Annotated in this window: 23 protein-coding genes; 6 read left to right on the top strand and 17 right to left on the bottom strand. The window is 42.4% G+C overall.

Going from position 1 to position 26,132, the window contains the following annotated elements; all coding sequences use genetic code 11:
- Positions 1–102: 102 nt before the first annotated feature.
- Both M3191_RS03905 and M3191_RS03910 read left to right on the top strand, forming a co-directional pair.
- Positions 103–903, top strand: coding sequence for an LAGLIDADG family homing endonuclease (locus M3191_RS03905; protein WP_251698240.1), 801 nt, complete (start codon positions 103–105; stop codon positions 901–903).
- A gap of 5 nt (positions 904–908) precedes the next feature.
- Positions 909–1,283: an rRNA methyltransferase gene (locus M3191_RS03910; protein ID WP_251624302.1), complete on the top strand. Its 375-nt coding sequence runs from the start codon at positions 909–911 to the stop codon at positions 1,281–1,283.
- 124 nt (positions 1,284–1,407) lie between these two features.
- Here M3191_RS03910 and M3191_RS03915 read toward each other — a convergent pair whose 3' ends face one another.
- The 3 genes from M3191_RS03915 to parE all read right to left on the bottom strand — a co-directional run bounded on the left by M3191_RS03915 (position 1,408) and on the right by parE (position 7,179).
- Positions 1,408–2,634: an MFS transporter gene (locus M3191_RS03915; protein WP_251698242.1), complete on the bottom strand. Its 1,227-nt coding sequence runs from the start codon at positions 2,632–2,634 to the stop codon at positions 1,408–1,410.
- A 163-nt stretch (positions 2,635–2,797) separates the two neighbouring features.
- Positions 2,798–5,230, bottom strand: coding sequence for a DNA topoisomerase IV subunit A (gene parC, locus M3191_RS03920; protein ID WP_251698244.1), 2,433 nt, complete (start codon positions 5,228–5,230; stop codon positions 2,798–2,800).
- Complete coding sequence (gene parE / locus M3191_RS03925) at positions 5,227–7,179, bottom strand: DNA topoisomerase IV subunit B (RefSeq protein ID WP_251699280.1); 1,953 nt, start codon at positions 7,177–7,179, stop codon at positions 5,227–5,229. The genes parC and parE overlap by 4 nt, the downstream gene beginning before the upstream one ends.
- Before the next feature lie 273 nt (positions 7,180–7,452).
- Between parE and plsY the strand changes: the two genes are divergently transcribed.
- From plsY to M3191_RS03940, 3 genes are all read left to right on the top strand, one after another.
- Positions 7,453–8,055, top strand: coding sequence for a glycerol-3-phosphate 1-O-acyltransferase PlsY (gene plsY / locus M3191_RS03930; RefSeq protein WP_251698246.1), 603 nt, complete (start codon positions 7,453–7,455; stop codon positions 8,053–8,055).
- Between the two features lie 37 nt (positions 8,056–8,092).
- A complete protein-coding gene (locus tag M3191_RS03935) occupies positions 8,093–8,386 on the top strand; it encodes a HesB/YadR/YfhF family protein (RefSeq protein ID WP_251698248.1) in 294 nt (97 codons plus the stop codon).
- Positions 8,387–8,588: 202 nt separating this feature from the next.
- Positions 8,589–9,983 carry a C40 family peptidase gene (locus M3191_RS03940; protein WP_251698250.1) on the top strand — a complete coding sequence of 465 codons (1,395 nt, stop codon included), beginning with the start codon at positions 8,589–8,591 and terminating at the stop codon, positions 9,981–9,983.
- Positions 9,984–10,029: 46 nt separating this feature from the next.
- Here the strand turns inward: M3191_RS03940 and M3191_RS03945 are convergent, their stop codons facing one another.
- From M3191_RS03945 to M3191_RS03960, 4 genes are all read right to left on the bottom strand, one after another.
- Complete coding sequence (locus tag M3191_RS03945; RefSeq protein WP_251698252.1) at positions 10,030–11,412, bottom strand: UDP-N-acetylmuramoyl-tripeptide--D-alanyl-D-alanine ligase; 1,383 nt, start codon at positions 11,410–11,412, stop codon at positions 10,030–10,032.
- A gap of 29 nt (positions 11,413–11,441) precedes the next feature.
- Positions 11,442–12,542, bottom strand: a complete 1,101-nt coding sequence (locus M3191_RS03950) for a YheC/YheD family protein (RefSeq protein WP_251698254.1) — start codon at positions 12,540–12,542, stop codon at positions 11,442–11,444.
- 269 nt (positions 12,543–12,811) lie between these two features.
- The gene (locus M3191_RS03955) at positions 12,812–13,255 is read right to left on the bottom strand and encodes a hypothetical protein (protein ID WP_251698256.1); all 444 of its coding nucleotides are present in this window, start codon (positions 13,253–13,255) and stop codon (positions 12,812–12,814) included.
- Between the two features lie 127 nt (positions 13,256–13,382).
- Positions 13,383–14,783, bottom strand: a complete 1,401-nt coding sequence (locus tag M3191_RS03960; protein WP_251698258.1) for a Mur ligase family protein — start codon at positions 14,781–14,783, stop codon at positions 13,383–13,385.
- Positions 14,784–14,959: 176 nt separating this feature from the next.
- Here M3191_RS03960 and M3191_RS03965 point away from each other — a divergent pair, with 176 nt between their 5' ends.
- On the top strand, positions 14,960–16,177 hold the full coding sequence (locus tag M3191_RS03965) for an ATP-grasp domain-containing protein (protein WP_251698260.1): 1,218 nt from the start codon (positions 14,960–14,962) through the stop codon (positions 16,175–16,177).
- 38 nt (positions 16,178–16,215) lie between these two features.
- Here the strand turns inward: M3191_RS03965 and M3191_RS03970 are convergent, their stop codons facing one another.
- From M3191_RS03970 to thrS, 10 genes are all read right to left on the bottom strand, one after another.
- Positions 16,216–18,381 (bottom strand): YheC/YheD family protein, encoded by a 2,166-nt coding sequence (locus tag M3191_RS03970; RefSeq protein WP_251698262.1) that lies wholly within the window; start codon positions 18,379–18,381, stop codon positions 16,216–16,218.
- A gap of 104 nt (positions 18,382–18,485) precedes the next feature.
- Positions 18,486–18,893 carry a CotY/CotZ family spore coat protein gene (locus tag M3191_RS03975; protein ID WP_251698264.1) on the bottom strand — a complete coding sequence of 136 codons (408 nt, stop codon included), beginning with the start codon at positions 18,891–18,893 and terminating at the stop codon, positions 18,486–18,488.
- Between the two features lie 35 nt (positions 18,894–18,928).
- Positions 18,929–20,179 (bottom strand): ATP-grasp domain-containing protein, encoded by a 1,251-nt coding sequence (locus M3191_RS03980; protein WP_251698266.1) that lies wholly within the window; start codon positions 20,177–20,179, stop codon positions 18,929–18,931.
- 36 nt (positions 20,180–20,215) lie between these two features.
- Positions 20,216–20,533: a hypothetical protein gene (locus tag M3191_RS03985; RefSeq protein WP_251698268.1), complete on the bottom strand. Its 318-nt coding sequence runs from the start codon at positions 20,531–20,533 to the stop codon at positions 20,216–20,218.
- Positions 20,533–20,958, bottom strand: a complete 426-nt coding sequence (locus M3191_RS03990) for an acyl-CoA thioesterase (RefSeq protein WP_251698270.1) — start codon at positions 20,956–20,958, stop codon at positions 20,533–20,535. The genes M3191_RS03985 and M3191_RS03990 overlap by 1 nt, the downstream gene beginning before the upstream one ends.
- Before the next feature lie 338 nt (positions 20,959–21,296).
- On the bottom strand, positions 21,297–22,436 hold the full coding sequence (locus M3191_RS03995; RefSeq protein WP_251698272.1) for a DUF4362 domain-containing protein: 1,140 nt from the start codon (positions 22,434–22,436) through the stop codon (positions 21,297–21,299).
- A 45-nt stretch (positions 22,437–22,481) separates the two neighbouring features.
- Entirely contained in the window at positions 22,482–23,024 is a 543-nt protein-coding gene (locus tag M3191_RS04000) for a DUF2441 domain-containing protein (protein WP_251698274.1), read from the bottom strand.
- A gap of 90 nt (positions 23,025–23,114) precedes the next feature.
- Positions 23,115–23,537, bottom strand: a complete 423-nt coding sequence (gene fosM, locus M3191_RS04005) for a FosM family fosfomycin resistance protein (protein ID WP_251698276.1) — start codon at positions 23,535–23,537, stop codon at positions 23,115–23,117.
- Positions 23,538–23,542: 5 nt separating this feature from the next.
- A complete protein-coding gene (locus M3191_RS04010) occupies positions 23,543–24,385 on the bottom strand; it encodes an alpha/beta fold hydrolase (protein ID WP_251698278.1) in 843 nt (280 codons plus the stop codon).
- A gap of 134 nt (positions 24,386–24,519) precedes the next feature.
- Positions 24,520–25,710 (bottom strand): threonine--tRNA ligase, encoded by a 1,191-nt coding sequence (gene thrS, locus M3191_RS04015; RefSeq protein WP_251698280.1) that lies wholly within the window; start codon positions 25,708–25,710, stop codon positions 24,520–24,522.
- Positions 25,711–26,132: the final 422 nt, after the last annotated feature.

Consider the following 26,132-nt stretch of genomic DNA (forward strand, 5'->3'; position numbering starts at 1 on the left):
GCCACTTTCATACAGAGTGGCCTATTTGCATTTATATTCAGTTAATTAGTTGAAAATGAGAACGTTAGTTTGTATAATGGATTAAGAGGGGGATTGAATGAAATGCCTCGAAATCCGGGAATGACAGACGAAAAGATCATTGAATTGTATAAGAGCGGATTGTCTTATGACAAACTTTGTAACATAATTGGATTGTCGGATCGTGCAATCCGTAATGTATTGACAAAGAATGGGGTTGCATTGAATCCGATTGGCCGTCGAAGAATCCATAAAGTAAATGAAGACTTCTTCAAAACATGGTCTCATGAGATGGCTTGGGTATTGGGATTATTCATTACGGATGGCCATGTGAATAAGAAAGTCCATTCTGTGTATTTAGCCCAAAAAGATGAAGATTTATTGAGAAAAGTAGCCAAGCTTATGGATGCGAATCCGACAATTGCACAAGGTACCGGTACGAGAACAACTCCAATGTTGATTATTAACTCAAAAATTATTAAGCAGGATCTTGAGCGGTTTGGTGTCACACCGAACAAATCATATTCAGTGGCCTTTCCGAATGTACCAGAAGAATTTTTACCCGCGTTTGTCAGAGGCGTTATTGATGGAGATGGTTGGGTGCAGAATCGCGGATATGTAATGAATGTGACTACAGCAAGCGAATTGTTTGCGAATGGGCTTTTGTCAGTATTACAAGATTGGAATTTACGTTCGGAAATAACAATTGAACTAACTCAATCCAAGAAGACCATCTATCGTATTTGGGTAAAAGGAAAACATGACCTTCCTAAACTCGCTAATATTCTTTACGAGGAAGCTGGTGAACTGTTTAACGAAAATAAAAGGTTAAGAATGATTCAACATGCCATTATATCGGAACAAACAATTTTGCAATTGGAGTGAATAATATGTGGAAATTAGTAAATGGTAAGTTGCAACAAACTTCGGATACAGATCGAGTAAAATTTAGAACAAACATTAGCAAAGAGATACTAAATGATTTAAACAAACTAGCAGAGGAAAATGATACCCATACGAACTATTTATTAGAAAGTGGTTTGCTGCATGTATTAAAGCTAGATGTAATTGCGTTCAATAAAGACTTAAGACCGAAAGATCGAGTACAATATAAAACAACATACGACAAAGAGTTATTAGAAGAAATAAAGAAGAAGGCAAAGGATCACAATATATTCATCAATGATCTAATTGAACATAGCGTGCAATTCATAAATATAGAAGAAAGTAAGAGCAGGAACTATAGATATAGAATAGAGAAGTAAACAATTTAATTCTCAAAGAACGCCCCCGTCATAATATATATTAGCGGACACTAAATATCACATTAAAGTATACTTGAAACAGTGAGACGAAACCGAATTTTTGAGATGAAAAACCTGCAACGGATCATAAAATGACTTCCGCTGCAGGATCTGTTAGTTTCTCTTCTAATACGATATTCCTTCGTTTCATTTGAATAAAAAACAACAACGTCAAACTTAGACTGACCATCCCGAAAATAATCACCATCATCTGTAGTCCGACAATATCCAAAAATGCGCCAGCGCTCAACAATACTACTTGGAACATGACCCGCTCCAACATATTGCGGAATGAGAAAAATCGTCCATGGTACGCTTTCGGCATCTGTTTCTGAAAAATAACCATTGCTGTCGGAAAAAAACATCCTAACGCGAAGCCTAATACTGCAAATGAAGCCAATGTGACAATTATATTATGTGCAAAAAATAGCATGAATTCAGCAACAGCCACCATTGTCGCGAAGAAGAATAAAATGACCGTAGTCTTCCATTTTCTTGTAATGAGCTTTACTGCAAATGATCCGATCATGAAGGCAATCCCTTCAAACGTATAGATCAATCCTTTAATCGATGCGGAATCCTGGATTTCACTAATATTAATGACAATCAGGTTGAATGACCCGATAAATAATAAGGGGATCATCGTCATAATTAATGTCATGCCGACTGCTGGAAACTCTTTTAAGACAGGAAACACTTCCATGAAACCGCCTTTGTCCCCATCTATCCTCAGGGAGCGCTCACTCCCCTTCCCTTCATCAATCTTGAGCATCATTGTGAAGCCCAACAGTGCCGCGTACGCAATCATTGAAACCCAATATAATGATGACAACGACCAGTAAACGAGCATGACACCTGCGAGTGCAGTACCGAGGACACGCGATATCGTAGCGACGTTCATATGCATTCCGTTCATCGTCAGCAAATCCTCGTCTTTTACGACAAGAGGGATTGCCGACTGCAACGCTGGAAAATAGAAAGTTGCCGATAATTGAATGGAAATGATGAATGCGACCATCCACCAGACAGATCCTGTTGCAATGGCCAGCAACATGAATATGACGCTGATCAGCCTTCCTAGCCCCGCTACAATTAATACGGTCTTCTTTCTCGACTGATCAATGATCCGCCCAGCTGTAGGACCTGCTATAATACCAGCCAATAAACCGATTGATAAGATCATCGCCTTTACGAAGTCCGATGGGATCTTTTCTTGTAAAAATTCAAGGTTTCCAATAATTCCAGTCCATAAACCGAGCCCGGCAATCATTTCACCAGATAAAATGATCCAAACATTACGGTTTTTCCACATTCACGTTCACCAATCCCCATTAGTAATTAATTTATTATATATTTCGACTTTCGAATTATTATACGTCAAAATCTTCCTATTGTCACGAATATTTTATACTTCAGATGCAATGCAAAAAAACGTCCACTGGCAGGAATTCATCCTTGCCAGCGGACGCTCTTCATCATGCTTTCGTTTCAGCTTTCAGTTCTTTATAGATTGCAGTTATTCTTCCATTTTTGTTTTCGTCCACCAGTGAGCTCCCATTCGAATAGCGATCGACAAGCCTCAATGATCCCGTCTCGAGAGTGATTTTATTATCTTTGCTAGTCGAAAGGATAACAATTTCGCTTGGTTTGACTAATTGCGTACCAACGATCCGGTGCGGGTTTGTTTTCAATTCTTTCAACACAACAACACCACGTTGCGCCCTAGCCGCACTCTCCAATTCCTTCAAAGCCATTCTCTTGACGGATCCTCTTTGTGTGGCAATCAATACTGATTCTGCTTCATCGCGGACAACTAGTATTGATACAAGTTTATCTTCTGTCCTTAGATTGATACCTCGTACTCCGGCTGTTCGTACGCCTGTAACCGACAATTCAGTGAGCGAGAATCGAAGTGCGTACGCCTGTTCGCTGAATAGGATTATATCTTCTTCCCCCGACACGAGCTGCACATCAACCATACGGTCGCCTTTTTTCAAGTTCATTGCCTTGAACGTCCGGGAATATCGTTGTACTTGGAAATCGGAGAGCTTGGAAATTTTGACATTCCCGTTATCTGCAGCGGTCAGAACGGATGTTTGGTCATCGAAGCTTTCGATACCAATTGCTGATATGATCTCCTCATTCGGTTCCAATGAGACGATGCTTGATATATGTTGACCTAGATCACGCCAACGGATGTCAGGCAACTCATGCACTGGTTGATACAAGTAGTTGCCAAGCGATGTGAACAACAGGAGATGATGCTGGGTATTCATGACTGTCTCCATGAGACTGTAATCAGATTCCTTCATCTCTTGTCCGGTGCCGTTTGACGCACTATACGAACGGATGCTCGTCCGCTTCACGTAGCCGTCTTTTGTAACCGATACGACGACTTCTTCGCTTGGTACAAGGATATCGAGATCGACTTTGATGTTTTCGATTTTCTCCTCGATGACTGATCTTCTTTGTTCGGAAAACTGCTTGCGGATCTCCAATAATTCCTTCTTAATGACCGCGGAAAGCTTTTTGTCGCTCTTGAGAATAGCGTCCAGCTGTTCGATCAGCTTCCGTAAGTCAGCATCCTCTTTTCTCAGCTCAGTAATATCGGTATTCGTCAATCTGTATAGTTGGAGGGAAACGATTGCTTCGGCTTGAATTTCCGTAAAACCGAATTTCGCAATGATATTATTTTTTGCGTCGCGTTTGTCTTTCGATGCACGAATCGCCTTAATCACTTCGTCGAGAATTGATAAAGCTTTCATAAGACCTTCCACGATATGAAGCCGATCTTTCGCTTTCTGGATGTCATACTTCGATCTTCTCGTAACGACGTCCTTTTGATGGTCGATGTAAGCATCCAATAACATCGGAAGCGACATGAGAGTCGGTCTTCTATTTGAAATGGCTACCATATTGAAATTATACGTCACTTGAAGATCGGTATTTTTTAATAAATATTGCAAAATGGCATTGCCATCCATATCTTTCTTCAACTCCACGACAATCCGAAGTCCTGTACGGTCAGATTCGTCGCGCACATCAGCAATTCCATCGAGCTTTCTATCTAACCGGAGTTCATCCATCTTCTTCACCAAATTCGCCTTGTTTACATCGTAAGGAATTTCGGTGATGACAATTTGTGATTTACCGGCTTTCAACGGTTCGATTTCGGATTTAGCGCGGATGATGAAGCGGCCTCTCCCCGTTTCGTAGGCCGTCTTGATTCCTTCCGTCCCTTGAATGATTGCACCCGTAGGAAAATCAGGCCCTTTCAAGACTGTCATCAATTGTTCGACTGACACGTCCGGCTCGTCCATTCTCATCAGGACTGCATCGATGACTTCATGTAAAGCATGCGGAGGAATATCCGTCGCATATCCCGCAGAGATCCCTGTTGACCCATTGACGAGTAAATTCGGGAATCGGGAAGGCAATACGGTCGGCTCGGGTTCGGTATCATCAAAGTTCGGAATGAATTCAACCGTGTCCTTCCCGATGTCACGGAGCATTTCCGATGCAATTGCAGAAAGCCGCGCTTCTGTATACCGCATTGCAGCTGCCGGGTCCCCGTCAACCGATCCATTGTTCCCATGCATTTCAATCATTAGATGGCGAAGTTTCCATTCCTGGCTCATTCTGACCATCGCATCATACACGGAAGTATCGCCATGGGGATGATAGTTCCCGATGACGTTTCCGACTGTCTTTGCGGATTTCCTAAATGCTTTATCATGAGTGTTGCCTTCATGGAACATGGCGTAAAGAATCCTTCTTTGAACAGGTTTCAATCCATCCCTTGCGTCCGGAAGTGCCCTGTCCTGAATGATGTATTTACTATAACGTCCAAAACGGTCGCCGATCACTTCTTCCAACGGCAAGTCTTGAAATCGCTCAGTTGAAGTCATTCAAAGTCCCCCTCAACATGCAAAAATTCATTTTCTAAAATATTATGGTCTTCGGTACCGAAATCGACATTTGACTCGATCCATTTTCTTCGCGGCTCGACCTTGTCCCCCATAAGTGTGGTGACACGTCTTTCCGATTGCGCACCATCCTCGATGGTCACGCGGATGAGTGTACGGGTTTCCGGATTCATCGTCGTATCCCATAATTGATCGGCATTCATCTCACCGAGTCCTTTGTAGCGCTGTAACATATAGCCTCGACCGATTTTTTTTATCGCATCGTCAAGATTGGCTTCCGTCCATGCGTACTCTACTTGCTCCTTCTTGCCAGCCCCTTTTGAGACTTTGTAAAGTGGCGGTAGTGCAATAAACACTTTTCCTGCCTCGATCAATGGCTTCATATATCGATAGAAGAACGTCAGGAGAAGCACTTGGATATGCGCCCCATCAGTATCTGCGTCTGTCATGATGATTACTTTGTCGTAAGCGATATCATCGACTTGAAAATCAGCGCCGACTCCTCCGCCGATTGCATGGATAATCGTATTGATCTCTTCGTTCTTCATTATATCTTCCAATTTGGCCTTTTCGGTATTGATCACTTTACCGCGAAGGGGCAAAATTGCCTGAAACGTCCTGTCCCTGCCTTGCTTGGCTGAGCCTCCGGCAGAATCCCCTTCGACTAGGTACAGCTCATTTTTTGCAGCATTCCTTGACTGTGCCGGTGTCAGCTTTCCTGTAAGCAGAGTATCCGAACGGCGGCGTTTTTTACCGGAACGAGCATCTTCCCTGGCCTTCCGGGCAGCCTCCCTTGCCTGTTGGGCACGGATTGCTTTTCGGATCAGGTTACCGCTGAGCTCCGCATTCTCCTCCAAAAAGTAAAGGAGTTGCTGTGAGATAATTGCATCAGTTGCAGCTCTAGCTTCACTCGTCCCCAGTTTCCCCTTTGTCTGACCTTCGAATTGGAGGATCTCTTCAGGAATCCTGACTGATATAATTGCGGAAATCCCTTCCCGAATATCGGAGCCATCGAGATTCTTGTCTTTTTCCTTCAAAATGCCGGTTTTCCTCGCATACTCATTGAATACACGGGTCATTGCGGTTTTCGCACCTGTTTCATGTGTCCCGCCGTCCTTCGTCCTCACATTATTGACGAAGGAAAGGATTGTTTCGGAATAGCCATCAGTGAATTGAAATGCAAATTCTACTTCAATTTCTTCAGATACCCCTTCAAGGTATGCGACATCGTGAAGAACGTCCTTCTCTTCATTCAAATAGGAGATGAATGCTTCGATTCCGGTTTCGTAATGGAAAACATCATGCTTTTCAGTTCCTTCTTCCTTAAGGTCGATTTTTAAGCCTTTCAGGAGGAATGCGGATTCTCGTAGACGTTCCGACAATAATTCATATTGATATTTAATCGTTGAGAAAATCGTCGGATCGGGTTTGAAATGGATCAATGTCCCTTTCTCACGTGTCGAACCGATTTCTTCTAATGTAGTGACAGGCTTTCCGCCATTTTCGAACCGTTGCCTGAATTTTTTTCCATCGCGAAAAATCGTCACTTCCAGCCACTCGGAAAGGGCATTGACGACAGATGCGCCTACGCCATGTAGACCCCCACTCGTCTTATAGCCACCCTGCCCAAACTTTCCGCCAGCGTGAAGGACGGTCAAAATTACTTCCGTCGTCGGCTTTCCTGTCTTATGCATCCCCGTCGGCATACCGCGTCCGTAGTCGCGTACACCTATGCTGCCATCTTTGTGGATCGTAACGTCAATTTCCGAACCGTGTCCGGCTAACGCTTCATCTACTGCGTTATCGACGATCTCATAGACTAGATGATGAAGTCCCCTGGAATCAGTGGACCCGATATACATCCCTGGGCGTTTCCTTACTGCATCAAGACCTTCCAGCACTTGTATCGAATCATCATCATATGTGTACATTTCTTCTTTCTTCGTCAAATTGCAACCCCCATCAAACGAATGTTCTCTTTCTCTTTGTATACTATCGTATCGCTTCCTGTAAAGCTTGTCAAATCAACGTTTCAAGAAGCTTGCTCAATTAATTGTATAGAATAAACCGGATGATTGCAATGAGATGAGGAAAATCTAGACAATACGCTTATCTCCGGAACTTCATTCATTCCATTGTCGGCATTCATCTGTTCTGCTAAACTTGAAACACATAACTATTCAATAATGGTAAAGGGGAGCGTCATGGAAATTTTAATTCTTATACTAATCGCTTATGTATTCGGCTCCATTCCATCTGCATTATGGATCGGCAAGTTGTTCTACAATACGGATGTCAGGCAGCACGGCAGCGGAAACCTCGGTGCCACAAATACATTCAGGGTTCTTGGAAAAACTGCAGGCCTACTCGTCACAATTCTAGATATTTTGAAAGGGACGGCTGCTGTTTTGCTTCCCTTACTTCCTTATTTCACGACAGCAGGTATTCATCCACTTCTACTCGGGGTTGTCGCGGTAATCGGCCATATGTTCCCTGTCTTTGCGAAATTCAAAGGCGGAAAGGCCGTTGCCACTTCGGGCGGTGTTTTGCTCGGATATAACTGGCCGATATTCATCATCGTCCTTCTTACCTTCCTTATTACACTAAAGATAACTAAAATGGTATCTCTTTCGTCCATGATCGTGGCGGTTGTCGGTTTCATTTACTGTATCGCCTTCTATTTATGGACTGGCGATTTCTATTTAATGATTATCGTCGGTTTGATGGGTGTATTCATCTTCTACAGGCACCGAGCGAACATCGCGAGGATCAAGGCGGGTACCGAGCCTAAAGTGAAGTGGTTGTAATACAATGGAAGCAGCAACCGAAAGGCGGGATACTGAAATGAAAATCGTTTTATCGGATGATGCACGTAGATGGTTTGAAGAGGAAATGGAAGCTCATACAGGCGATTATATAAAATTTTTCGCTCGTTATGGCGGGTCCAGTCCGTTGCACGATGGATTCTCGCTCGGCATCATGAAAGAACAGCCTGACGAATTGGCGGTCGAGATGGAAAGGGACGGAGTGCATTTTTATATTGAACATAGGGATTACTGGTTTTTCGATGAACATGACCTACATGTAGATGTTAATCCGAAATTAAATGAACTCGTTTATACGTATGAAAAAGCGTGATGGCTTAGCCTCACGCTTTTTTATTCCTCGATTTACCAATTTTTCGTTGTAATCTATTTGTAAAGAAGTCCGTTCAGTCAACTGCTGGCATGCAATCTCGCAAACCTCATTTTCGAAAGGTAAAAATTGCCTCAAATCTATCCTGTTATTCCGTGCTACGATCATTCTCAGGTACGAAATAACTAATCTCAGGAGGCAAAACATGAAACGCAAACTTCTTTCAGCAGCATTAATTACGTGTGTCAGCGTTAGCTCTTTGGCTATACCCTCATACGATCAATCTCAAACAGTCTCTGCCGCCACGATAACATCTCAAACATCGCAACAGGCTGTGGCAGCTAAAGCTGAACAATTGATCCAGACGGCAAAAAGCTTGATCGGAAAATCTACATACAGTACGGCAGTCTATAAGCCTACATATCCGTATAAGTTTTCATGCGCTACTTTCCTCATGTACATTTTCGAGAAAAATGGCGTGGACCTGGCGACATACAATGAAGACTATATGATGCAGCAAGGCACTCCGGTTGCAAAAGGTCAATGGAAAAAAGGAGATCTCCTCTTCTTCAGTAGTAAGGCATCGAAGATACCGGATCATGTAGCCATGTATATCGGTGATAACAAGGTCATTCATATGGCAGATCCAAAACAGAATATCGTCATTTCCGACCTCAGTAGCAAACCATACTATACAGAGAGCTATATCGGCGCACGCCGTGTACTCCCAAGCTTGATGTCATCCAATCCGGCAACGAAAGGCGATAACATCGTCGATCTTGCTTATGACTTAAAAGATGAAGCGACAATCGGTTCTGTAAACAATGAAGGCACTAAAAAGTTCACAAGCACCGGTTTCGTCAACTATGTTTATAAAAACAACGGAGTCACGTTGAATGCATCTAGCATAAAAGCCCTTCAAAGCAAAGGTACGACCGTTTCCCGTTCCAACTTAAAGAAAGGCGATCTAGTCTTCTTCGGGAGCTCGAAAGGCTCAACTACTCCAGTTCTAGTTGCCATTTATGCAGGTGATCATCGTCTGATCATCCCTACTACTGGCGCAGTCATTACAAGAGTTCAACTCGTAGATTACTATAATGATCGATATATTACGGCGAAGAGAGTCTTCACGGACAATACGGCTTCAACGCCTTCCGTTTCGAAGCCTACACCATCTATACCACCAGTGTCCAAGCCGTCAACTACAACAACGACTTCTGCGGACAAGCTAGTCAATTTCGCAAAAAGCCTAACAAACAAAGCGAAATTCGGATATGGATATAATGAAAGTACATTGACATTCACAGGTGCAGGTTTCACTTATTATGTATATAAACAGCAAGGAATCGATTTGAAAAGCAAATTGGCTAGCCAACAATCACAAGTCGGTGCTGCTGTCTTGAAATCCAATCTTCAAAAAGGGGATCTTCTCTTCTTCTCTTTGGATAATAAAAGAACACGCATCAACCAAACTGGCATTTATATTGGTGGGAACCAATTCATTAGCCTCTCCACTACTGGAAAAGTTGAAACTCAAAACTTGTCTTCTACATGGGCAACGCAGAACTTTGTGAAAGCGGCCCGTGTACTTTCAAACTAAAACTAGAAAAGGAGCACTGATGTAGACATCAGTGCTTCTTTTTTATTCATTTCTTCAACGACCTGGCAAATTCAATCATGCCACGACTGGACATCGGTCCTTTAATCAGCACAATCGATTGATCGTCAAATAAATGATCCAACCGATTTCCGATATCGCTTACATCTTTGAATATCCTTATAGTAGCGGTGCTTCCATCCCGCATTGCTTGCCTCGCAATTTCTTCCGCCTTTTTACCAATTGTAATTAATGCGTGGATGTTCCGCACCGCGACCATGCTGCCGATTTCACGGTGGTATTTCTTTTCGAAATTCCCAAGACGGTTTATATCCCCTAATATGAGGATGACCTTTTTCCCTCTTCCAATTGAGTCAAGCACCTTCAGTGCCGCTTCAACTGATGTTGGATTGTTCGTCCAAGTATCATCGATGATTGTGCAGCCATTTTTCCCATTCGAGAATTCCAAATGCCTGCCCATATTCTTATACGTTTTCAAACGGGAGATTGCAGCATTCAACTCCATTCCCATTTCGTGAACAGCAGCAAGCGCAGCAAGCGCATTGCTCACTTGATGTTCCCCATAACCGGGAACATAGGCGTTATACTCCATGCGATCCACATGCAAAATGAAATCCATGCCGCCCTCTGCGTAAGTGATCCGCGAAGCTCTGAAATCCGACTTTCCTTCCGTTCCAAAATAAATGATTTTACCTTTGAACCGGTGAATTTTCAGCTTTTTACTATTCTGATCATCTGCATTTATGATCAGCGTGCCGCCATCCTTGATGCCGCCGATGATCTCTTCTTTCGCTTTAATGTAGCCTTCCAGATTTACACACCCGTCCAAATGGTGAACCCCAATATTTGTGATGATCCCGATTGTCGGCTGATAAATCATGCACTGGTGCTTAATATTGCCTGAATTGCCGAGGCCATGTTCGAAAACTGCAGCATCCGTGTGCTCATCGATCCCCATCAAATAAGGAAATGAACGTCTCGGTTCATTCTTGCTGCTGACCGACGCATGAACATTCCATTTTTCTGAGAGCATATGTTTGATCATATCTTTCGTTGTTGTCTTGCCGCAAGTTCCTGTTATCGTCACAACTGGTAGTTGAAACTGATTCCGATAATAATCTATGAACTTCCAATAGGACTGGACGAGGCTCGTCACTTGCATGACCGTCGTATTCGGCAATACATCTTCTACGTTAATTGAGGACTTATCGGTAATGACAAGGGAAGGGCCTTTCCTATCGATCTCCATCCAATTAATCGCTTCTCCCCTGCTCGCAAAAAGAAGGGAATTACGCCTCGTGTGGTCATGTCGTGTGTAGTAGATAGCATTTTCCACATTCCAATTTACCGGTCCGGTGATGATTTTTCCTCCGATTATTTTTTTGATGTCGTTGACAGCTATCGGCTTCATTGCATTTCCTCCCTTCCAACCTACTTCGATCAGTCACCCTTTTTATGTTTCTTGATATAGTAAGAAATCTGTTTGTGGATTTCATTGTTGTCGAACATGTAAAACATGGAGAGAGAGGGTGCATAATTTCCTTCAATCACCCATACCATCCCATCTTTATCAACTCCAATGTCAAATCCGATGATTGAAAGTTTTCCATTATTTTTAAATAATCTTTTTGAAGATTTTTTGCAAACCTTTTCAATCCATTTTGCACAGCGCTCAAATGATATTTCATTAGCTTGAGCTGATAGTGCGTTTTCAAATGTGAGTAATTTACTAGCCCTGTTTGAAACGAAATAATCCTTTGCAGCAACTTTAACAACCTGCCCTGTCATAATCCAGCTGCCTTCATCGATCTGGGTGATCACCCGCACATCGCAAGGTTTCTCATCAATCTCTATTAGAAATATTCTTTGCTGAACAATATAGTCTTTTTTTGAAAGATAGTGGTTCCATACATAACTGAAAAGCTGCTCAAAATCATCTAGGACTTTTCTGTTTTGCTTTTCATGCACTTCAAAAGTCAAATCACCAGTTATTGATATTTTTACAATTCCTCTTCCCTGTTGTCCTACGCACGGCTTGATGATCACCTCTGGATAGGTATTCAAAAATGCAAGCAATGTCTTTTTTGTACACAAATCCGTAGCTGGCAGGAATGGACGTAAAGACCTCTTTTGATGAAGTGAATGATATTGGCTCCATTTACTATTGCGTTCATGCAAAATTGTGTCAGTAATCCAGAAATTTCCGGATCCGACTTTAACGACCTCTACTACGATTGTATGGCAATCTGGAAAAGCGGTACCCAATTTTTTAGCTGCTGATATTACCGAACTGTTAAGCTTCCATACATGATGTTGTACAGAACGAGAAACGTTGTTTTCATCTAGAGATGCGCTTTGGACGATTTTCCAAGTGGCTTTCGGGGATTTTCTGTGAAGGGTGAAACGGTAATAATGGAGGATTGATGGGTTTGTAGGGAAAGCTTGAACGATATAATACTTTCCTGTGCAAATTTGCTTTATCAAAAAATCATATGCTTCTTCGTTGCTTGAAAATCGAAAGACCTCAATGCTTGTCGCCAATTCGATTACTTCATCGTTTACCGTAATGCGGACTTCTTGCGGCCCCACTAGCGGTTTGATGATTAGGAACTTATATATCTTAAGAAACTTGTAGAACGTCGACTCTGAAAACAGTTTTGTATCCAATAGATGCATTGATAAACCGGTATCCGTCTCCAAAATCCTATGTTGGCCATAACGACCCCGAATGCCCCTCACAGATTACCCTCCTTCAGTTACAGTATAGTAGAGGAAGAACCCCCGACAAGAAATCGGGAGTTCTCACATCATTAATCTTCCTGACAACCTAGTGCAACAATCGAACCTTGTGCGACCGGCGCCGCTCCAGTCTGATCGAAGAATCCGGTTATGACAAAGCTTTGTACATTATCAACATTTGCTGAGGCAACCTGGTCTCTGAAGACAGCCTCAAATGGAAATTGAACTCCGTTGATGAGTCCAGTGCCGGTAACGGTCACTTCACAATTTTGACCTTCCCTATTGCACACAACAGAAGTGATTGAGTTTGCGGTAAATGTAAAGCTGTTCACTCCACCCATCGTCTCTGTATCTGTAAATTGCAGAGACAAGGATGACGTAGCCAAAGTCGTTATACATACGTTCGCCATGTACATCAAGTCACCTCTAACAGTTCCCATCTGTCCAGTGAAGCGGACATTGTTTCTTCTTGACACTGCATTAACTAATACACCACATGGACATTCCACACCCATAATGATATCCCCCCTTTCTATTTGAACTACTTCTACTATATTGATGTATGGAAGGAGGCGGCTTGGTGTTTGTCCCAACTTGGGTAGTTAATAATTTCAAATGTATTATTTCATTATGCCAACTTCATCAAGTGCCTATCTGTTTGTCAGACTTTCTTCGCAAGAGAGTAGCAAGCTTTTTGATCGATTCGCTCAACATGTCACCTTTGATAAGCACGATTGAGTCTTCTGTTGTAATACTATCCAAGTACTCGTACGCAAGGATATGATTGTTGAACGAGTGGACTTCTATATTGGTGTTTTTTTGGGAAACTGTATCCGCCATTATTTTTGCATGTTCTCCAATTGTGAGCAGTACATTTATTTTACTTTGATATAGTAGTTCACCAGCTCGTTGATGAATTGTATATCCCCAAGATCCTAGATCAGTTATTGTTCCGACGACAACAATCTTCTTTTTAGCGGGTTCTATTGCCTGCAACACTTTCAATGCTGCTAGAAGTGAAGTTGTTGTAATGCTCCATGTGTCGTCGATGATTGTAGCGCCATTTATCCCTTCCACTACTTGCAACTGCTTATTGAGCGTGGGGAAAGACCTGAAGTGAACTGCTATGTCAGCAAGTCCCATACCGATATGATGAACCGCTGCAATTGCCGCGAGCGCATTGTAAACTTGATGTTCGCCGAGACCCGGAACAAGCATTCTGCACTTCATTTGCCGATGTTCCACAGTCATATACATGCCTTCGGATGAATAACAGACATCACTTGCTTTAAAATCGCTTTTCGATTGGAGGCCGACCGTTATAATCGTTCCCTTGAAGCTTTCCAAATCAAGTTTCTTTGTGTTCTGGTCATCTGCGTTTAAAATGAGAACTCCATCTGATTGAAGAGCGTTGCACATTTCCCCTTTTGCAGCAATATAGCCTTCCACTGTCTTGCAGTAATTGAGATGATGTTCGCCAATGTTTGTGATGATGCCAATTGTCGGCTTCAAATAGGCAGCTGCATTTGTAATATCGCCAGGCGCACCGACAGCCGTTTCGAACACTGCAGCTTCTGTCGAATCGTCTATACTGAGGAGATATGTCAAATGCGCAGTCCTCGAATTATTTGTACGATTCGTATGCGCCACTTTCTTACTAAAAGATAATAGGTGACGGATCATCTCTTTTGTCGTAGTTTTTCCGGATGTACCTGTTACGGCGATTACTGGAATAGTAATGGAAGACCGGTAGTTGTCTATGAACTTCCAATAAGCTTCTTGCAGATTGTCAACTTTAATAATCGTCAAATCCTCGATCTGTTGTCCTTTCAGATCCATCTCCCGCTCAGTCACAATTGCAAGTGGAAAATATGGCTTTAACTTCTCCCATCTGACAATATTGCGTTTTAAAAATAAGATCGTATGGGGATGCCTCACTTGTTTGAGACGATAAGCCCCATGCCGTATAGGCAGGTCATCTTTTCCTAGAACTAATTTGCCGGATATGATGATCCGGATATATCCTGTCGTTAGAGGTTTCATATGATTCACTCCCTTCCCCTTTCCTATCGTATGCCTTGTCGCTGTAAAGAGCCTGTACGAAAAACCTGAGTACACCAAATCGGCGATAGTTACTGACCTATGTGATGTATAACCATGTCGATAAACAGCTCCTTCATAACCTATATAGAGTTGTCTAAATGAAGGAGTTGGACTTGTTGAAAACAATCATCTTTATCGGAACAAATAAATCGGGTTCCAGCAGGGAAGCGATCAGAGCTGCAGAACGGATCGGTTACTTCACCGTGTTATTTACAAATAACGAAAAACAGATCAAGCAACGGAAGGAGTACGCAGATGTCCACGAAATGATATTTGTAGACACGACTAATTTAGCCTCAATGCGGTTAGAAATCCGTTCTTTGCTATCCAAGGGAAACGTTGTGATGACGATTGTCAGTTTTGTCGACTCGAATGTCGCCCGTGCCTTAAAGCTGTGTGAAGAGTTCTGTCCAAACGGCACCTCCCCTAACGCTGTTGATATTATGGAGAACAAAGCAAGGACAAGGGCTTCATTAAGTGAGTTTCCGTTTTCTCCGAGGTTCATAACAATTCACCCGAAAACGAAACTCGAACCGTCAATAATAGAGCCTTTACCTGGTTTTCCCCTTATTGTGAAATCATCTTCCTCCACAGGGTCGAAAGATGTTTTGCAAGCAACTAATTTGGAACAGTTGAAGCAACATATACGGAAATTCACTGAGAAAGATCCGAATGAGTCAATTATTATCGAGGAATTCATCGAAGGGGACCAATACTTAGTGGAGGCGGTAATCTACGACAGGGAAATCCAAATCGCCGGTGTCATCCGACAAGAAATCACATATGGCAAACGATTCATCATCACTGGTTACGGCGTGCTTGCAATTGTTCCAAAGCAATTGAATGACAGCATCCTGGAAGTGTTGAACGCGATCATGGCGAAATTCGACATCCGAAATGGAGCGTTGCATCTTGAAATGCGTCTGACGAAAAACGGATGGCGGCTGATTGAGATCAATCCAAGGATTTCAGGCGGGGCAATGAACAATATGCTGAAAGCGGCATTCGGTTTTGACTTGGTCGAAGAAACACTAAAATTATACTTAGGTGAAAGACCTTCATTAGTTCAGAGACAGCGGAATTTCGTCTTTACCCAATATGTCATCATCGAGAAAAAAGGGATTTTGGAAAGAGTGACAGGCAAAAAGAGGGCTGGAAAATCGCCAGGGGTCGTCGAAGTGTACGTGAAGCCACGAAAAGGGACGCAACTCACGCCGCCACTATCGATGGGTCATCGGTACGCATATGTCATCGCCATAGGCACGACGTTGGAAATGGCAAAATCATTTGCGAAAAAGGCAGCGGAAAAAATTCAATTTCACTTGAAGCAATAAACGAGAGGGCTCCCGCAAAAAGGAGTCCTCTCGTTTGTTCAGCTGTAATTCTGGTCGATATATTTGACCGTTTCAAACATATTTGTTTTGCTGGCTCCTTTAATAAGGATGGTGTCGTCCTTGCGGATCAGTTTCTGCAATAACGCATGCAATTTATCCCGATCCGTGAAATGGTGGATTTTATCTGCAGCCATTCCCTTTCTTTTTGCCTGAGCGCCGATTTCCTCCGTCCGGAATCCATAGGTGATTAGTAGATCAATCCCCTGCTGTTGAATATAGTCCCCCACTTTTCGGTATTCCTTATCACGCAAATCGCCAAGTTCCCTCATTTGTCCTATGATGGCAATTTTCCGGTGCTTTGCGAGATTCACAAGGACATCAATCGCCGCACGCACTCCTTCCGGATGGGAGTGGACGGTGTCGTCAATCAGTGTGATATTATCTTTGCAATTATAGATCGTCAATCGTCGTGGAGGCTTTTTGAATAGGAGGCCCGCCTTGATTTCCATCGGTGAAAATCCTAACTGGTCTGCAATTGCAATGGCCGACAATGCATTGTACACATGATGCTCCCCGAAAATCGGGATGAACAATTCGACTTCTTCATTTTGGAGCTTCAATCTAAAGCTCATTCCTTGATCCGTATACTGTACGTCATAGGCGCGATAGTCTGCCGGTTTCTGTATGCCAATCGTAATCGTCTTCCCTTTGAAGCTTTGCGTCTCCAAAAATCTCGAATTGTCATTATCCCGATTGAGACAGAGCACGCCATATTGATTCATCCCATGAATCAATTCCGACTTGGCTTTCGCAACGCCTCTTGGATCACCGTTGAAGTTCCCTACATGTGCCAACCCGACATTCGTTACAATCGACATATTCGGTTGGATAATCTGGCAATGCTCAGTAATTACACCCGGATAGGCCATGCCATATTCAAGGACAACCGCCTGATGGGATGAATTGATTTCAGCTGCATGCTTTTTCGTATGTTCCGTGGTATTCCAGTAGTCCTTTGATTCGAAGACATTCCATTTCTTTGAGAGGATCGAGGAAAGAAAAGCTTTCGTCGTCGTTTTTCCGGCACTTCCTGTAATCGCGATAATCGGCGTTGCTTGCTTATTAGCAGACCTTTTGCGTTTTACTTCCTTTATTCTCGATTGGATGGACTTTTGATTTTTTGCTACATACATCGCGTACTTGATCGTATTTTTAACAACATCCAATTCCAAATAAAATGCCGGAGGACAGCCTGGACGCCAGTTCACTTCATAGATCCATAATTTCAATTGATCATCCATTCCGACGTCTACTCCAATTTCATCAATTACTTCGCCGAATTTCTCCATTTGAAGCTCATCCAAATGCTTGGCGAGCGATAATGAAAAGAACTCCAGTTTCTTTCGGATATTGAATGCATCTTCCTTGAATTCATGCTCCAAAAAAGGATCTAAATAATTCGTGTAGCCGCCACTATTGATATTCGCAATGATGGAACCCTGCGGTGCAATCCGTGGATAGATTGTCGTAATTACCCACTCGCCATCTCCGTCTTTTTGAACATGCAACCTAAAATCGAAAACTTGCCCCGTCTTCGTAACTGACTGGATATAAGGTTGGACGATGAATGTCTCCTTGGCTAATTTCTGTTTAAGGAAGCCATTTAATTGGGGTTTTTCATAGATCCTGTTCGTTCCTTCCCCTTTTAAAACGAAACGTCCTTTTTCTTGCACAATAAAAAAAATCCCTTTTCCTTTTCGGCCGTCAATCGGTTTGAAAACCACTTTCTCAAAAGCTGAAAGGAATTTGAAGAAATGGTCCGTATTCTTCACGACTTCCGTAGGTATCAGATAGCTCGCAAAATCTTTTGCTTCTTTCAATCGACGGTTTACGCTCCATTTATTGCCGATTGAATATGTCGTAAAAGGAATCTCTTTTTTTAACTTTTCGATTGTCTCATTCGACTTCAATAATTTTTCCGGACTTCCTGCATTATAAATGACATGTGGAAAGGGCATGACTTTCGTCTTCCATTCCCCTTTTTCATACACTTGTCCCTTGATGGTACGATTCAAAAAATTCACTTCTCCAGGCGAGAAATAGAAAAACTTTGCCCCTTCCGCTTCTGCTACAGCCGCAAATGCATAAGCTTTCATGACAGTGTCCGGATCTTTCCGATGATGCAACATGCCTATAATCGTCATGAACATTCTCCTTTACTCTATTTGACGGTTCTCTCTAGTACATTCATACGCATCTGAAATGATAAGGACAAGAGTTTACAGGCAGGGGATTTAGTTTTCCATCTCTATGCTTTTGAAACGATGAATGGCAATGGTCGGTCGACAAGTTCGTGGGAAAGCGGGGTGATTGCACAAAAGCTGCAAAGATTTACGAGGATGGACTGGGATGTCTTTTTCAACGTATATAGTTCGTGATCGGTTAATGCCGGCTGACCTTTTAAATCGACCGGTTGAAGCAAAGATAAAAGAGCAATGCAGCTGTCTTCGTTAATTCTCTCCACTCTGAAATATGGAGTTGCAATTCCATCCAGTATCGCGGTGAAAGGGTCGGAATGGTTTGTAGATTGCAGCATGAAGGGGATGGTGTCCTTGGCCGTCAGATGAATGAAACGGAATCCCTTTCCAAACTCCGCGAGTAATTGCTGCTCCTGCCATAATTCCTTCATTTCTTCACAAAGAAAGCACTTCCTCAACTCTTTCCCCTCCCTTTTTGTTACATTCCATCAAGTTAGAACGGTTCGATGTAGAATTTTATCAATCTGGCAGCATTTTCTGCCCGTTCCTTTGCTTCTTCCATTGCCTCTCCGATCGCCATCACATATCCGTTCCGATGACCCATAGATAGTGGCGGCAACATTATGGCACCGATTGACGACTTCACTTGGACATCAACAATTCCCGGATACAGAGCAGCCTGTTCGACTCCATCAATGTCCAGTAAAATACCAGTGCCATTGAGCGTTATATAGGAAGTATGGATGGACTTCTTTTTCTTTCTAATCAAATCCGGCTCTTCGCCGAGATAGATCTTTATCGTCTCCATCACTAGATTGATACCGAAAGCCTCTTCGATCATACGGTTCATAGCGCCGCCTGAAATCCTGGGATTAAGCTCAATCAGCTTCCAACCGCTTTTAGATAATCGCATTTCAAAATGGCACGCACCATGCTGAAAGCCTATTTCTCGTAGTATGCCGGTGACAGTTTCCCATAAGTCCCGATAGTGCGTCTCATCCATTTCCGTGACAACATCATACGCAGTGACAATGAATGTGTAATCCTGGCTGATTTCCTGCTGAATGACTGCCACAATGATCGGTATTGCATCGACGACAACGACTTCAATAATATATTGCGGTCCATCTATGAAATCCTCTATGAGAACATACTCTCCGGCCACACGTTTTGTCAGCCGCTTTACAGCAATCTCAAATTGCTCTTCGTCTTGAATTAAATAAACATCTTTGGACCCGTTGGAAACCGGATTTTTCATAATAACAGGATATTTAGTAGTTGATAGTTTTGATTCCCCTAAAGGAATTATCTCAAAATCGCAAGATGCACTAAGGTTTTTTAATGCAATACGAGTTGCCACTTTATCCTCCATTAATCGCAATGCTTCGGAAGAAATGACAGATCCATAGAACTCATTGCAAAGTCTCGCTGCCATCGAGACATATGGATCGACAAAACTGATGATTGCTTTAATGTTTTGACCTGATTGAAGTAGTTGAATAAGTTGCTTACGTATAATTCCTTCTTCCATTAGCTCCAGATAAATGAGTTGAACATCTACAAGCCGCCTTCGCAGAAATGCTTTACGATCTGTCACCAAAATGGCAGTGTAGCCTAACCGGCGAGCAGCCGCCAGTGCGTCCATGCTTGATCCAGACATTGAAGATCCGATAAACACAATTGCCCCCATTGCTTCATCCTTCCGTGAAGACAATCCTCTTCTTTCAATTGTATGCGGATTCATCATAATACCTTAGGCAAATTAAATAAGCATGAAGGGCTATCCCTCATGCTTACTTAGTAAGTTAAATCGATTCACTTGTTCCATTAGACCGGCGTCCAGCAATGCTCGCAACTCAGTTTTACCGAAAAGGTCGAAATGAGGATAATCCTCACGATGGTCGATCCATTCTGGTTTCAACCCGTATCTTTTACCCCATTCGATTAATTTATCAAGATCCGCACAACCCGCCTTCGTTACCGTTTTACAGCCTGGGAAACGATCATCGAGCCAGTAATGGGTGAGAAATGCAATTTCCCCGGCACGGACCGCTTCTTTCCACGCTTTCAATTCTGTCCGATTAATACCGAACGCCATCAGTCGGCCACCCTGCAGATTTCGGTATACTTGGCGTCCCATTCCGGATCGATTTTCCGTAACGAAACCGGACGGAAGTTTTCACTTTTGACTAAGATATGTTCAGAAGTGGCGGTTGCTGCGACCGTTCCATCTTCATGTAGAATTTCGTAGCCATACACTGTGCGAAGTTTCCCATGGGACTCGACCCAAGTCCGGACGGTTGCGGTCTGTCCATATCTCATGGCTGCCTTGTATTGAATTGATAAGTCGATAACAGGGGACAGATATCCTTCCGCCTCGAGACCCGCGTATGTAAAGCCTAAGTCTTGAATAAGGCTCGTTCGGCCAATTTCCATCCAGACTAAGTAATTGGCATGATAGACGACCCCCATCTGGTCCGTCTCCGCATATCTAATTTCCACTTCTTTTTCACTGACAAACACTATCATCACCTCTGTTGTCCATTATACAAAAGAGAGCTAGATATTGCTGTTTGTGTAACTTAAGGGGCTATGCTCTCAACGGGCTGTTGCTTTCCGTTCCGGCGCTCGCTTTCCGCGGGCATGGCTTGAGCCAATCGAACCACGAAGAGTTCGATTTGCCGTATTTCTGCGCTTTTTGCAGAAATTAAGGCATCCTCATTCTGCTCCTTTAGGGTCGCAAAAAACATTGCTCGCAACGCTGCGCTTGTGCTCGCAAACGCCGTGCTTTGTAACGGCGTTCGCAGTAGTCGAGCGCATGCATTACAAGCAAATGGTGTTATATAAGTTTTTTTATTAATTTAGGGTGTTTCTATTAGCTGTAGCTTCTTCATTTCCTCCACATTAGCTCTTCCCGGATTTGAACCTGTTATGCTTCCTTTAATAATCGCTTCAATCTTATCGCCAATCTTGAAATCATCGGTGTTAACACCTTCCAAGCTGATAAAGTTAAAATAGTACGCGTCAAGGCTAGTATGTTTTATTTCATCTTTGAGCCATTCGTACTGCAAGATATTCAAATCTTCTCCGATTAACAACGTGTCATTATTCACTTGAAGTATATACCCTTGAATGACAGTTTCGGGATTTTCAGTTTGCTCCATTTCAGATTGCATAATAATATATTCAGCTATCTCGGTAAATTTTGTACCGTCCGAACCTTGATCACAGTTGGACCAATGATATTCACGATCACCTCCATTAATATATACTTTTAGATAATAGTTATTGGACTCTACTGACTTACATGTATTCTTTAAATCGAGTTCACCTAAATAATTTGCCATGACTAGCCGTTTAAAGATTTCTTGTTTCACTTGTGCGGATAGTTGAAAGTCACTAGTTGTCCTTTTTTCTTTAGAGTTAATGACTTTTGTAACTTCTTTAGTTTTCGTATTCACTTCATTTTCCAGTTTCTTTCCGAATTTCAATTCCAACTCGAAAAGATCTTGTCTCCCCAAATTGTATTCTACAGCCATAATCTCTACCATACCGAAAAAGCCATCTGAGCATCCTGTGGCGATATAGCTAGTATTCGTGGGATTGACCTCCTCTATCAAATCGCTGCAAGTAACAGTCGTTATTTCACCACTGCCGAAGTTGTCACGTGTTGAATCATAAGTCACATTTATAGTGTCTTCTTTATACTTCAAGTCTGTAACGATTGGATCTCCTTCAATTGTGTAATGGACAATTCGTAAATCAGATGAAATACCCTTCTGCAAATTAGCATAGAAGTTCTGCATTCTTTCCAATCCATCAATGCTTCCGTGGGTGTTGAGCACATCTACATTTTCTGCACCTTTCACAGACGGTTTTACGTAATCATTACTTGATGTGTGGGCCCCTTCCTCTGGATTTTTTTCTTCTTCACTTGCATTGCAGGCGGTTAAGACGAAAAGAAATGTTAATAACAAAAATGAGCAGCACAATTTCTTCATTAACTTTTCACGTCCAATCTAATCATTTCTAGATCCCCGTTTAACTTATGAAAAATCATCAATGATTTCTACTACCTCAATTTCCCCATTAATCAATAGCTCAGGCAGCTCGCTTTTCGAGTTCCCCTTCCAATACTCTTTCGCTTGGTCAATTTTTATAGCAAAAGGTACGCCATCTTCTTTTGGAAGAAGGGCAGCATCGCCAGCGAAACAACTTCCGTTCACTCGTAATTTCACAATCTGTAAAACTTTTCTATTATAGGAGTCAAACAATTCCTTCCACTTCAATGCATCCTCATATGACTTTGCCGCGTATAAGCAAGATAATCTTGAAGGATAATCAGGATACTCTTCTAATCTCACCATTTCTGTTATCACTTCTCTAATAGCTCTGATCGTTTGCCCCATATACCTGCTAACTACTTCGGCTTCTTCCTTATTCAAATTCAAGCCATCGATTGTATAGTGGTCCTGTAGAATCCGTTGAGAGTCTTCTCCTTTAGAATTCAATTGTTCTTGCTCGAAAAAGAAGCGATACAATGTGTTTTGTTGATTGTCATCAAAGTTGATGATCTGTCCAAGTTCCATTTTCTTATTCGTGACGATATGGTATGCAAATATTTTATTATCTATCTTAATTCGCCTCCCACCCTACAGGGCAATTAAGCAATATAATGTTCATTTGTAAAATTCCATATGCGGTTTATCTTTTTTATAGTAGTTTAATCTGTCTTGTAAAGTACCAGTATGAAATTCAAACTTATGTCCATCAGGATCAGTAAAATAAATCGACTTCTTATCCCTTTTATCTCTTGGACGACCACTTAAAATATTTACACCTAGTCTTTCTAGCTGGTTATATATATTTTCTAAATCTGACTCTTCTACTGAAAAAGCAACGTGAGTGTATGATTGACTAATTTCATTACGGGGAATGTCTTTTTCCAAATTAAGAGCTAACCAAATACTGTTCAAATCGAAATAAGCAGTGGTTGTCCCTTTAACCAACAACTTAGCCTCAAAAACATCTTGGTAAAATTTTATCGACCGTTCCAAATCGGAAACTGAAAATAATAAATGATTTAATCCTTTTACAAACATCATTTTCACCCCGGAATCAATGTACCTCTAACAAACTCAGCAAATTCTTCCTCTTCCTCAAAAAACGGATAATGGTTGCTATGTTGGAAAGAAGTGAATTTAGCGTTCGGAAGGCATTCCGCTATTTCAATACCGAATTTATACGGGCATTGGGCATCATATTTTCCTGCATATATATAAGCCGGCAAGTCAATTTGCCTCAAATCATTCCTGACATCATATGTCTTACAGTCCACTTTTCTGAAGTACGTCAATCGATTCCCGACCGTCTTGCCGCTATTCGGCTTCTGAAAAGCCGCCTCCATTTTCTCCTCTGAATGAAAAGACATCAAATTCCATTCACGGCCTAAAGTTCGTCTTTCCTCCAAAGACACATCTGGTGTATCCATTCGATTCATGATTTCAACAATGCGTTCAAAGTTGGGGTTTTCCTTACAATAAATACTGCCTGGATCCGCACTATATTCGATGCTTGCCGCAGCGCCGCCAGCGATGATCTTCGTTAAAGATTCTTCCCTCATCACAGCATACACAAGAGCTAACATACCTCCCGTCGAATGACCTGCGAATCCCCATTTCGGTAAATGTAACGCTTCCCGTATTGCTTCCAAATCCAGTACAGTTTCTTTCATGCTATATTGCTCATCTGATTGCGCACCTATCGAATTCCCTGCTCCCCGCAAATTGATCAAGTAGACATGATAGTGCCCCGTAAACGGATTCGCAAACGCATTTCCTCGTTCATCGTATTCGCTGTATAGATGAGTAACCGCTATCGGCTCTCCTTCTCCTTTTTCAAAGATTTCAAAAGTCCCTCGCGACGTCTCGATAAAACGTTGCACCCACATATCAAAGCCCCTCACATTACGGTATTTTCTAACTTTAGGTAATTATAACTCTATTGATTTTGAAAAGAAATAAAGAAAGGACTAAGCAGTTTGGTTGCTTAGCCCTTGGTGGATACTGTCAGTGCACAGATTAGTCAGTTGAGCATATCGAACACTTCCTCTATCTTCAATTTTCCGATATCCCCTTCTTTCCGCTTCCGGACAGATACCATTTGTTTTTCAAATTCCTGATCACCTACAATCATCATATAAGGAACCTTCTGCTTCTCCGACTCCCTAATTTTCAACCCCATCTTTTCAGCGCGATCATCCACTCTTACACGATATCCTTTTGCAGCAAGCGCCCTCTTCACTTCTTCGGCATAGGAAACATGTTTATCGGCAATCGGTATGATTCTAACTTGTTCCGGTGCGAGCCATAATGGGAACTCCCCCGCGTAATGCTCAACCAAGATTGCGAGGAATCTTTCGACTGAACCGAAAATAGCGCGATGAATGATGATCGGAAACTCCAGTTCATTCTGTTCATTAATATAACGGCAATTGAACTTTTCCGGCATTTGGAAATCGAGTTGAACTGTGCCGCATTGCCAGCTCCGACCTAACGAATCTAATATATGAAAATCAATCTTCGGACCGTAGAACGCGCCATCACCTTCGTTTACCCGATAGTCCATTCCCCGCTGTTTCAGCACTGCTTCCAGAGATTGTTCCGCTTCGTTCCATAAATCGATTGAACCCATATAATTCTCAGGCCTTGTTGATAATTCGACCTCGTAGCTGAAACCGAATTCCGAATAGATCTCATCGATTAAATTCAACACGCTGTCAATTTCCCGTTCAATTTGATCTTTTCGGACGAAAAGATGGGCATCGTCCTGTGTAAATGCACGAACACGTAAAAGTCCGTTTAATGACCCAGATAACTCGTGGCGATGGACCAATCCCAATTCTGCATAACGGATCGGCAGTTCCCGGTAACTTCTCCGTTTATGGTTGAAAATAAGCATGGCACCCGGACAATTCATTGGCTTCAAAGCATAATGCTGTTCATCCACATCGGAGAAATACATGTTTTCATGATAGTGATCCCAATGGCCGGATTGCTCCCAAAGTTCCTGCTTCATCATGATCGGAGTTTTGATCTCCTCATATCCCGCCTCCTGATGCTTTCGTTTCCAAAACTGCTCCAACTCATTTCGTACGATCATCCCTTTCGGCAAATAAAACGGCATGCCTGGTGCTTCCTCCGACGACATAAACAATTCAAGCTCCTGGCCCAATTTACGATGATTCCTTTTTTCAATATCCATTTGTACTGACATTGTAATTCCTCCTATTTGTATAAAAATAAAATACCGCACTCCTCCCTCGTAAAGGGACGAATGCGGTCGTGGTGCCACCCAAATTTCGCCATATGTAAAAACATGGCGCTCAAATGATAACGGTCTCCCGATCATAGTTTCCTGCAAGATGCAGTCCCCAATGATAGCTTAAAGGTGGTAAATCAATTCATCCGCCACAGGACTTTCAGCCATGATCCTGTTCTCTGGTAAAGCTTCCGATATGATTCATGTCCTTCTCAGTGCTGAATATGAAATTAAAAAAGACCGCATTCTTCCCCAATAAAGGGACGAATGCGGTCGTGGTGCCACCCTGATTTCGCCATAGTTAAAAACAAGGCGCTCAATCGATAACGGTCTCCCGATCATAGTTTTCTACATACGCAGTCCTCTATGATAGCTCG

This window comes from Sporosarcina luteola, assembly GCF_023715535.1.
In the GTDB taxonomy this organism is placed as follows: domain Bacteria; phylum Bacillota; class Bacilli; order Bacillales_A; family Planococcaceae; genus Sporosarcina; species Sporosarcina luteola_B.